Source organism: Methylibium sp., assembly GCF_013817365.1.
GTDB lineage: Bacteria > Pseudomonadota > Gammaproteobacteria > Burkholderiales > Burkholderiaceae_C > Methylibium.
The window spans coordinates 1-9991 of record NZ_JACDCU010000104.1 but is presented as its reverse complement, the minus strand read 5'-3'; the positions used below and the strand labels follow the sequence as shown (position 1 = coordinate 9991).

General features: G+C 68.4%; 9 protein-coding genes. 6 read left to right on the top strand and 3 right to left on the bottom strand.

Going from position 1 to position 9991, the window contains the following annotated elements:
• Positions 1–681: 681 nt before the first annotated feature.
• Positions 682–1413 carry a protein-L-isoaspartate(D-aspartate) O-methyltransferase gene (locus tag H0W38_RS08615; RefSeq protein WP_292452922.1) on the top strand — a complete coding sequence of 244 codons (732 nt, stop codon included), beginning with the start codon at positions 682–684 and terminating at the stop codon, positions 1411–1413.
• Between the two features lie 51 nt (positions 1414–1464).
• On the opposite strand, the gene H0W38_RS08610 is transcribed toward H0W38_RS08615, so the two are convergent.
• Positions 1465–2571 carry an NAD(P)/FAD-dependent oxidoreductase gene (locus H0W38_RS08610; RefSeq protein WP_292452920.1) on the bottom strand — a complete coding sequence of 369 codons (1107 nt, stop codon included), beginning with the start codon at positions 2569–2571 and terminating at the stop codon, positions 1465–1467.
• A 215-nt stretch (positions 2572–2786) separates the two neighbouring features.
• Between H0W38_RS08610 and H0W38_RS08605 the strand changes: the two genes are divergently transcribed.
• The 5 genes from H0W38_RS08605 (at position 2787) to H0W38_RS08585 (ending at position 6404) form a co-directional block, all read left to right on the top strand.
• On the top strand, positions 2787–3062 hold the full coding sequence (locus H0W38_RS08605; RefSeq protein ID WP_292452918.1) for a hypothetical protein: 276 nt from the start codon (positions 2787–2789) through the stop codon (positions 3060–3062).
• Positions 3063–3279: 217 nt separating this feature from the next.
• On the top strand, positions 3280–3813 hold the full coding sequence (locus H0W38_RS08600; RefSeq protein ID WP_292452916.1) for a hemerythrin domain-containing protein: 534 nt from the start codon (positions 3280–3282) through the stop codon (positions 3811–3813).
• Between the two features lie 41 nt (positions 3814–3854).
• Positions 3855–4862 carry an SDR family oxidoreductase gene (locus tag H0W38_RS08595; RefSeq protein WP_292452914.1) on the top strand — a complete coding sequence of 336 codons (1008 nt, stop codon included), beginning with the start codon at positions 3855–3857 and terminating at the stop codon, positions 4860–4862.
• Between the two features lie 100 nt (positions 4863–4962).
• Complete coding sequence (locus H0W38_RS08590; protein ID WP_292452913.1) at positions 4963–5658, top strand: extensin family protein; 696 nt, start codon at positions 4963–4965, stop codon at positions 5656–5658.
• A gap of 173 nt (positions 5659–5831) precedes the next feature.
• Entirely contained in the window at positions 5832–6404 is a 573-nt protein-coding gene (locus H0W38_RS08585; RefSeq protein WP_292452910.1) for a superoxide dismutase family protein, read from the top strand.
• Between the two features lie 67 nt (positions 6405–6471).
• On the opposite strand, the gene H0W38_RS08580 is transcribed toward H0W38_RS08585, so the two are convergent.
• Together H0W38_RS08580 and H0W38_RS08575 are read right to left on the bottom strand one after the other, a co-directional pair.
• Positions 6472–8190, bottom strand: coding sequence for a SulP family inorganic anion transporter (locus tag H0W38_RS08580; RefSeq protein ID WP_292452908.1), 1719 nt, complete (start codon positions 8188–8190; stop codon positions 6472–6474).
• Between the two features lie 49 nt (positions 8191–8239).
• Positions 8240–9784, bottom strand: a complete 1545-nt coding sequence (locus H0W38_RS08575) for an AMP-binding protein (protein WP_292452906.1) — start codon at positions 9782–9784, stop codon at positions 8240–8242.
• Positions 9785–9991: the final 207 nt, after the last annotated feature.

The window sequence follows — 9991 nt, the reverse complement described above, 5'->3', positions numbered from 1 at the left end:
GAGTTCCGCGACGCGGCCACGAGACCGAGCAGCGCAGCGCAGTCGGCCCGCAGGGCCGACCGCCGCACCGAAGCGAAGCCCGCCGCCCGCCCGCGGCTTTGCTCCCGCACAACATCCGCAAAGCAACAGCAACGCGCCTCGAACGTCCGCAACGGACCGATTGCCTACCCTTGCAGGGCCCGATCGATCTCGGCATTCTTAGCTGATCGAACGCAATTGGGTATGAGCGGTAGTGAATGCCGGCGTCCTGGCGCCGCAGCGACTGCGCGGCGCAGTGCTCGACGAGGCCGTCGGTTCGCCCGCTCGAAACAAGGGTGGCTGGGGCATTCCTGCCATCGGCCGGCGCCAGGTCGGCAACCATCGGGGGCTGTGTTTCATCGGGGCAATCGAGCATCGTTTTCCTCGCATCGGCGTCAGGCCCGGACCAGTGTAGGAAGCGTGCGCCGCGCTGCGGCCCCGAGGCAGCGCGATGCGAGGCGCGGCACTGTGGCGCAACGCCGGTCGTTGCAGTCGCGCGCTTCGCCGGGTGCTGCCATTTCGAGCACCTTCGAGTTCGACCCGAGCGGCTTGCCTCGACGACCGACCGACGTTTCCTGTGCTGCCGACGAGGGCGCCTCGTCCTGCTCGCCGCGCGCTCGTGCGCCGTCCTAGACTGAAACGCATGAGCGGAACGCCACGGCCATGATCACGCGACGCACCCTCCTGGCTGGCGGCGCAGGAAGCCCGTTGTGCGCGGGCGCGCAGGCCGTCGATGCCTTTGCCGCGGACCGCGAGCGCCTGGTGGCCGAGGTCGAGCGCGACCTGGCCGACATCGGCTCCATGACCGGCCGCGCCACGCTCGACCCGCGCGTCCTCGACGCCTTGCGCAAGGTGCCGCGCCACCGCTTCATGCCGATGTCCGTGATGCACCGCGCCTACGAGAACCGGGCGCTGCCGATCGGCCATGAGCAGACCATCTCCCAGCCCTCGGTCGTCGCGCTCATGACCGACCTGCTCGACACCCGGCCCGGTGACCGCGTGCTCGAGATCGGCACCGGCTCGGGCTACCAGACCGCCGTGCTGGCCGAACTGGTCGAGCGCGTGTACACGATCGAGATCGTGCGGCCGCTGGGCGAGCGCGCCGCCGTGCTGCTGAAGGCGCTGGGCTACGGCAACATCGAGGCGCGCATCGGCGACGGCCATCGCGGTTGGCCCGAGGCGGCGCCCTTCGACGCGATCATCGTCACCGCCGCGCCCGAGCAGATGCCGCAGCCGCTGATCGATCAGCTCGCGCGCGGCGGGCAGTTGATTGCGCCGGTCGGCTCGCAGGCAGACGGGCAGGAACTCTTGCTGATGCGCAAGGGCGACGACGGCCAGACCGTCACGCGCAATGTGCTGGCGGTGCGATTCGTGCCGCTGACGCGCGAGCGCTGAAACGCCCCACGGCGGCGCGGGGGCGCCGCGAGCCGAGCCGGCCGGCGCGGCTCAGCGCCCCAGCCGAGCCAGCACTTCCTCCGCCAGCGCCAGGCAGGCCGTCAGGCCGGGCGACTCGATGCCGAACAGGTTGACGAGGCCGTCGATGCCGTGCTCGCCGGGGCCGTCGATGCGGAAGTCCTGCGCCGGCTCGCCGGGGCTTTGCAGCTTGGGCCGCACGCCGGTGTAGGCCGGCTGCAGAGCTCCGGCGGGCAGCCCCGGCCAGTAGCGGCGGATCTCCGTCTCGAAACCCGCCGCGCGCGTGATGTCGACACGGTAGTCGAGCCCGCCTTCGGCATCGGGCTCGACCCATTCGACGTCCGGGCCGATGCGCACCTGCCCCGCCAAGTCGAGCGTCAGGTGCACGCCCAGGCCGGCGGCTTCGGGCAGCGGATAGATCAGCCGCGAGAACGGCGGCCGGCCGGCCAGGCTGAAGTAGTGGCCCTTGGCGAAGCGCCCGACCGGCTGGCTGGCGGGCGCAAGGCCTTGGATGCGGGCGGCCAGCGCCGGTGCGAACAGCCCGGCCGCATTGACGACGACGCGCGCGGCGATCTCCATGCCGCCCGCCTGCACGACATGCGGTGCGCCGGCGAAGATGCTGCTCACCGGGGTGCCCAGCGCGACCACGCCGCCGGCACGCTCCAGATCGCCCTGGAGCGAATGCATCAGCGCGTGGCTGTCGACGATGCCGGTGGAGGGCGACAGCAGCGCGGCGACGCACTGCAACTGCGGCTCCAGCGCCTGCGCCTGCGCGCGGTTCAGTGACTGCAGGTCCTGCACGCCGTTGGCCCGGCCCTGGCGCTCGAGCGCAGCCAGCGGCGCACATTGCGCCTCAGTGGTGGCGACGATCAGCTTGCCGCAGCGCCGATGACCGACGCCGCGCTCGGCGCAGTAGTCGTAGAGCGCACCACGGCCCGCCACGCACAGGCGCGCCTTGAGCGAGCCGCTCGGGTAGTACAAGCCGGCGTGCACCACCTCGCTGTTGCGCGAGCTGATGCCGGTGCCGATGGTGCGTTCGCGCTCCAGCACCAGCGTCTCCAGGCCGCGCAGCGCAAGCGCCCGCGCCACGGCCAGGCCCACCACCCCCGCGCCGACCACGATCACATCGACTTGCTCCATGCGGCGGCATTTTGCGGGCTGCGCCATTGGCACACGGTTTGCTCACTTGGTTATTCAAGCCCCGGGCAATCAACCACCCGTCTGTGTCTCCCCCTCCCTCCCTCCGCTTGAGGCGGGCTGGGTCCGGGGCTTTTTTTCCGGTCTGCCGGAAAGTGCGGCGCCTCATAGCACCTGAGCGCACGCATACTGAGTTCAACGAATTCAGTGAGGCATTCATGCCGGAAATCGAATCTCTCGCTGCACCGATCGTCCGCACCGAAACCCTGGGCGGTTTCACGATGCGCGCGAGTGTTTGCTTCCTGGATGACGTGCAAGTCTGGGAGTCGCACATCACGATCGAGCATCCCGACAGCGCCGTGCAGCCGTTCACCGTGCCTTGCGGCCCCGAGTGTTACCGCAAGAGCAGCGATGCCGCGGTGCAAGTCGGGTGGGCGACGGCCCGGCAGTGGCTGGATGGCGGGCGCATCCCCTGGAAGCTGCGGGTGCCATGAGCTTCACGCAACTCGGCGCGTGAGCGTCGGCATGTCGCGGCAACTTGAGCGAGATCCTGCCGCGTCTTGTAAGTTTTGCCGCACGGCCTTCGGTCGTGAAAGCTAGTGCCCCGCGATCGAAAAACCGCCTGACGGCACCCTTGCGCGAGCCAGAGGCATGCCGCTTGCCAAACCTTTCCAGCCGGCGCCGTGCGCTGCGCCAACCAGGGAGCCTCACATGCCTTCGCTCAACCCCGCGACCCCCGCAGCGCGAGAAACCGCAGAAGAATCAACCGACGCGCTCGAGCTCCTCAGCGCCGACCACGACCGCGTTCAGCGCCTGTTTGAAAACTACACCGAACTCGTCACCGCCGAAGCGGACGATGCCGACAAGCAGCACGTGGTCGAGGAGATCTGCCTGCTCCTCACCGTGCACGCCCACATCGAGGACGAATTCTTCTACCCCGCCGCTCGCCGCGTGCTCGACGACGAGGACGTGATCGACGAGGCGCAGATCGAACACGACAGCGTGCGTGACCTGATCGACGAGTTGCTCACGATGAAGCCCTTCGACGAGCTGTTCGACGACCGCGTCCGGCTGCTCGAGGAATCGGTCAGCCAACACGTGGAGGAAGAGGAGAACGAGATCTTCCCGCGGCTGCGCGAAGCCGGCGTGGACCTCGAAAGCCTCGGCGAGCAGATGTCGACGCGCAGGGAAGACCTCATGGCCGAACTGGCCGACGGCTCCGGCGATCTGCTGGACGACGATTGAGCGGCGCGGTCAAGCGCTCGCTGACCGACAAAGGCCACAACATGACCAAGACCGACCCCCCCGAAACCGACACGAGCGGCGTCGCCGAAAAGCAGCGCGGCATTCAGTGCGAACAAGACAGCAAGGATGCCGCGAAGTCCAAAGATAAAAGCCAGCAAGGCAAGCAGGCCAAGCCCGCCGTTCAGGCCGGCGCGCGCGAGCAGCCCAGCGAAATGCCGGCACAGCACCTGGCCAAGCCGGGGCTCGAGGCCGAACTCGAACTCGAGCCGCGATTCATGGCGCCCGATTACGAAGGCAGCCACAAGCTGCAGGACCGCGTGGCGCTCATCACCGGCGGCGATTCCGGTATCGGGCGCGCGGTGGCTGTGCTGTATGCCCGCGAAGGCGCCGACGTGGCCATCGTCTACCTCGACGAGCACGAAGACGCACGGAAGACTGCGCGCTGCATCGAGGCCGAAGGCCGTCGCTGCCTGCTGATCCCCGGTGACGTGAAGGACGCGGGTTTCTGCAAGCAGGCCGTGCAGCAAACCGTGGACGAATTCGGCCAACTCGACGTGCTGGTCAACAACGCCGCCTTCCAGGAACACGCCGAATCGCTGGAAGACATCACCGAGGAGCGCTTCGACGAAACGCTGCGCACCAACGTGTACGGTTACTTCCACATGGCCAAGGCCGCGTTGCCGCACCTGAAGCAAGGGGCTTCGATCATCAACACCGGCTCGGTGACCGGCCTGGAAGGCAGCGCGCGGCTGCTCGACTACTCGACCACCAAGGGCGCCATCCACGCCTTCACCAAAGCGCTCGCGTCCAACCTGCTGGAAAAAGGCATCCGCGTCAACGCGGTCGCGCCGGGACCGGTGTGGACACCGCTGAATCCGGCCGATTCGCCGGCCGACAAGGTCAAGGACTTCGGCAAGAAGACCGACATGAAGCGCGCGGCGCAGCCCGAAGAACTGTCGCCGGCGTATGTGTTTCTGGCAGCGCCGTCCTGCTCGGGCTACATCACCGGCATCGTGCTGCCGGTGACAGGCAGCGTCGGGGCCATTTGAGCGCTCCGAGGACGCCGCCTTGCGGCGCCCGTCCCCCGCGGGGATCAAGGAAAGTGCCAGCGCCACATTTCCCTGAAAGCCGGCGCGCCGCCGCGGCACGGTGAGAGTCCTGCTCGCGCTGGCTCTCGTCGCCGCGCTGGCGTCGGGCCTTGCCCTTGCCGCCGGCGTGTGGCGCGTGCCGGACCGCTGGAACCCGTGGGCGCCCCTGGTCATCGACGCGACGCCCAACCTGTTGACGCGCTACAAGCTCGACCGCCTGGCCACGGCACCCCAGCGTTGCCTGGCCGTGCTGAGCAGCGCCGGCTGGCGCTTCGAGCCTTTGCCCGACACTGCCCCGGCACCGGGCTGCGGCCTGAGCAACGCGGTGCGCGTGCAGGCCATGCAGCAATGGGCGGTGGGCAGCGCCTTTGCGCTGTCGTGTCCGAGCGCGGTGACGCTGGCCTTGTGGGAGCGCCATGTGGTGCGGCCGTCGGCGCGCAGGCATCTGCATGCCGACGTGGTGCGGCTCGAGCACTTCGGCAGCTATGCCTGCCGCAACCTTTACGGCCGCGCGGGCGCGCCGCGCAGTCGCCACGCCACGGGCGACGCGATCGACGTCGCCGGCTTCGTGCTCGAAGGGGGCCGCCGCGTGCGCGTCGCCCGCGACTGGCAAGGCGACGACGACGCCGCGCGCTTCCTGAGCGAAGTGCACGGCGGCGCGTGCCGCTTCTTCGATGCGGTGCTCGGCCCCGACTACAACCGCGCGCACGCCGACCACCTGCACCTGGATCGCGGCCCGGCGCGCATTTGCCGTTGAACCCACCTTTTGCCCCTGTATTGCGGCACCGCCGCTGCGGGGATGGTGCAGGAACGGCTCTTGCCCGCTGCGCAGCAAGCCGGCAATGCTGCCGTCTTTCCCTCTCCCCCGGGGGTCGGGGTGAGGGCCAGCCCGGCTCAGGCCGCTTGCCCGCTCATCACAGGATGCCCACCATGCCCATTTCACGACTTCTCTGCGCCACATTCGCAACGCTCATCCTCGCTTCGGGCGCATCGGCCCAGCAGCCCGGCACCGCCACCGCGATGCTCAAGACCGCAGACGGCAAGCCGGGAGGAACGGCCCGCTTCACCGACACATCGAAAGGCGTGATGGAGATCGCCGTCGAGGCGATGGGTCTCACGCCCGGCCAGCATGGCATGCACGTGCACCAGAATCCGGATTGCGCGCCGGGCCCGGCAGCCGACACCGGCAAGATCATTCCCTTCGGCGCCACCGGCGGCCACTTCGACCCCATGAACACCAAGAACCACAGCCACCCGGGGGATCCGAAAGGCCACGCGGGCGTGCTACCGATGATCAAGGCCGGCGCCGACGGCAACGCCAAGGCGACGCACACGACGCGTTCGCTCAGCGTCGCTGCCGGCAAGGCCTCGGTGGTCGGCCGCAGCCTGGTCATCCACGAGAAGGAAGACGACTTCAAGTCCGACCCGTCGGGCAACTCGGGCGGCCGCGTGCTGTGCGGGCTGATCGAGGCGGCCAAGCCGACCGGCGTGGCGGGACGTTGAGCCGCGACAAGCCGGCTCCTTGCTACTTGTCCACGAAAGCGCGCTCGAGCAGGACGAACGCCGCCCACTAGGCGGGCGTGTCGAGCCGCCGATAGATCGCATTCACGACGTCATCGCCGAGCGCGAAGAAGTTCTCCGCCCCGATTTGGTCATAGGCGCCGCTGCGGCGCAGCGTCTGCAGCGGCTCGTCCTTCATGTGGAAGAGGTACAGGCCGCCGCCCAGCGCGCGCCGGCGCCGCGCCTCGTGCACCAGCATGTGTGCGCCGGCCAGGTCGATGAAGTTGATGCCCGAACCCACCAACAGCAAGTGCCGGTGTTCCGGGTTGCGCTCGTCGATCTGCTGCAGCGCCTCTTGCAGATGGTTGACCGCCCCGAAGAAGATCGAGCCGTTGATGCGCACCATCTTGAGCCGCGGGCAGTCGGGCAGGCCGGTCGCGGCGCTGAAGGCGGGAGGCCACTGGCCCGGAAACGGCTTCACGTCTTCCAGACCCGGTTTGGACGTGCGGTTCAGGTAGAGCATGAGCGACAGCAGCACGCCGATGTAGATCGCGAACTCGAGCTCCAGGGTCAGCGTGGCGATCAGCGTGGCCAGCAGCACAGCCGCTTCCTGACGACTGGCCCGCACGATCTCGGCCATGTGGTGGAAGTCGATGAGGCCCCAGGCGACGACGAACAGGATGCCGGCCATCGCGGCAATTGGCAGGTACTTCGCCAGCGGCGCGAGGAAGAGCACGATCAGCAACAAGAAGATGGCCGAAAACACCGCCGCGAGCGGCGTGCGAGCGCCTGACGAGTAGTTCAGCCCCGTGCGGTTGAACGAACCGCTCGAGGCATAGCCCGAGAAAAAGCTCCCGATCAGGTTGGACAGCCCCTGGCCGATGAACTCCTGGTTGCCGTCGATGCGCTGCTCGGCCTTGACCGCGATGGCGCGCGCGATCGAGACCGCTTCGGTCAAGGCCAGCAATGCCACGGCCACGGCGATCGGTATCAGCTGCTCGAGCGTGCCGGGCGAAAAGTCGGGCATCGAGAACGGTGGCAGGCCCACCGACAGCGCGCCGATGCTGGTGATGCCCGTGCGTGCCGCACCGCCGAACACCAGGTTGAGCACCAGCGCCGCCAGGCTGCCCGCGAGCATCGCCGAGATCATGTGCGGCAGGCGCGGCCACCAGCGCTTCGTGGCCACGCTGGCCAGCACGGTGATCACCGCCACGCCGGTGATGAAGGGGTTGATGCGGTCCAACTGGGTCACGAGACCCGTCATCACCTCGAGCACCGAGGCGCCGCGCGGAATTGGCAGGCCGAAGAAATTCTTCACCTGGCTGATCGCGATGAGCACCGCCGCGCCGGCCGTGAAGCCGATCACCACCGTGTGCGAAACGAAGTTGACCAGCGTGCCCAGCCTGAACACGCCGAGTGCAAGCTGGATCACCCCCACCAGGAAGGTGAGCGTGAGCACGAGCCGCACGTACTCGGCACTGCCAGCCGCCGCGAGCGGGCTGATCGTGGCGAAGATGACGATGGAGATGGCGGTCGTCGGCCCCGACACCAGGTGCCACGACGAGCCCCACAGCGCCGCCACAATGGCCGGCACCATGGCCGCGTACAGGCCGTACTCCGGCGGCATGCCGGCGATGGTGGCGAAGGCCACGCCCTGCGGCACCAGCACGATGCCGCCGGTGAGGCCGGCGATGAGATCGAAGCGCAGCGTGCGCCGGTCGACCCGCGACGACCAGCGCAAAAAGGGCAGCAGCCGGATCAGCCAGGGCGCATCCGCAATGGTTTTCACGGCGCCAGTATGCCGCCGGTTGCACCCGGCGGCGCCCGCAGGACGGGCTTCACGACGGCTCGTCGGCAGACGCCAGATCGATCAATTTCAAACGCTGCACCTTGCCCGACGGGCCGCGCGGCAGATCGCTCACGAAGCGGAAGATCTTCGGCGTCTTGTAGCGGCCCAGATGCTCGCCGCAGAAGGCACGCAGATCTTCTTCGCTGCACTGCTCGCCCTCGCGCAGGATCACGCAGGCCATGATCTCCTGGCCGTAGTGCCGGTCGGGAATACCGACCGAAGCGGCGTCCAGCACGGCCGGGTGGCGCAGCAGCGCCTCGTCGATCTCGCGCGGCGCGATGTTCTCGCCGCCCTTGATGATCAACTCCTTGATGCGCCCGGTGACGAAGAAGAAACCATCGGCGTCGCGCCGTCCGAGGTCGCCCGAGCGCAGCCAGCCCTCGGGAAAGAAAGCCCCGGCGGTGGCCTCGGGGTTCTTGTAGTACCCGGACATCACTTGCGGGCCGCGCATGACGAGCTCGCCGGTTTCGCCGTCGGGCAGTTCCTTGCCGCTCTCATCGACGATGCGCGCCTCGCAACCCGAGGCGCGCCCGACCGAGCCGATCTTGCGCAGCGCCGGCTCGATCGGGTTGCTGAAGGCGGGCGCCACCGTTTCAGTGAGGCCCATGGTTTCGATGATGCCGACACCGAACTTGTCCTCGAAGGCCCGGTGGTGTTCGGGCGGCAGCGCAGCCGAGGCCGAACGGCAGAACCGTACCGCCGCCAGTTCGCCGTGCGTGAGGGGCTTCTCAGCCGGCGCGCTTTCGATCAGATAGGAAATCATCGTCGGCACCACGTTGATCCAGGTGCAGCGGTGCGCCGCCACCATGGGCCAGAAGCCCGCGGTGGAAAACTTCGCCGGCATGATCAGTGCGCCGGCATGCGCGATCGGCGCCAGCAGCGTCACCGCAAAAGCGTTGATGTGATAAAGCGGCAGCACGGCTGCCACACGGTCGCCGCGCTGCAGAAGGTGCTCCTCGCTGATCGCCCACGCGTTGGCGCACAGGTTCGATTGCGTGAGCATCACGCCCTTGGGTTTGCCGGTGGTGCCCGAGGTGTACATGAGCAGCGCCATCGACGAGGCAGCCGGCGGCGTGACGGGCTGCCCCGAGTCGGCCTCGCGCTCGCCTTCGATGGCCTCGCCATCCGGATCGACGACGAGCAGCTGCACCTTGCGCTCGATCCGGCTCAGCAGCGCCTGCACACGCTGCGCCCAGTCGGGCGCGGCGACCACCAGCTTGCAGTCGGAGTGCTCCAGCACGTAGAGCATCTGCTCGGGCTGCGACAGCAGGTTCACCGGGTTGACGCACCCGCCGCCGTACATCGCGCCGAGCAGCACGCGCACCGTCTGCCGGCCATTGGGCATGACCAGCGAGACGGTGTCGCCGCTTCCCAGGCCGGCGCGCGCCAGCATCGCCGCGATGCGCCGACACGAGGGCTGCAGTTCGCCATAGCTCATCTGCCGGGCGCTGTCGGCGGCGATGAAATACGGCAATTCGGCCGCGTCGGCGGCACGCGCGTCGATTAGCGCGGCGATGGTGTCGAGAGTTTGCATTTCAGTAAGTCCACCGGGTTTCGCGCGAGTCACGGGGCGTGAATTGTTGACAAGGCTCGATCGGCTGGGGTCGGCGCTTTGCGAATGTTTTTCCGGGCTGCCATGGGGGTGTTCGGCTGAAGCAAAGCCGTGGGCGGGTGTGCGGCGGCGCGCCGGTGCGGCGGTCGCCGCTGCGCGGCGACTGCGCTGTGCTGCTCGGGCTTGCGG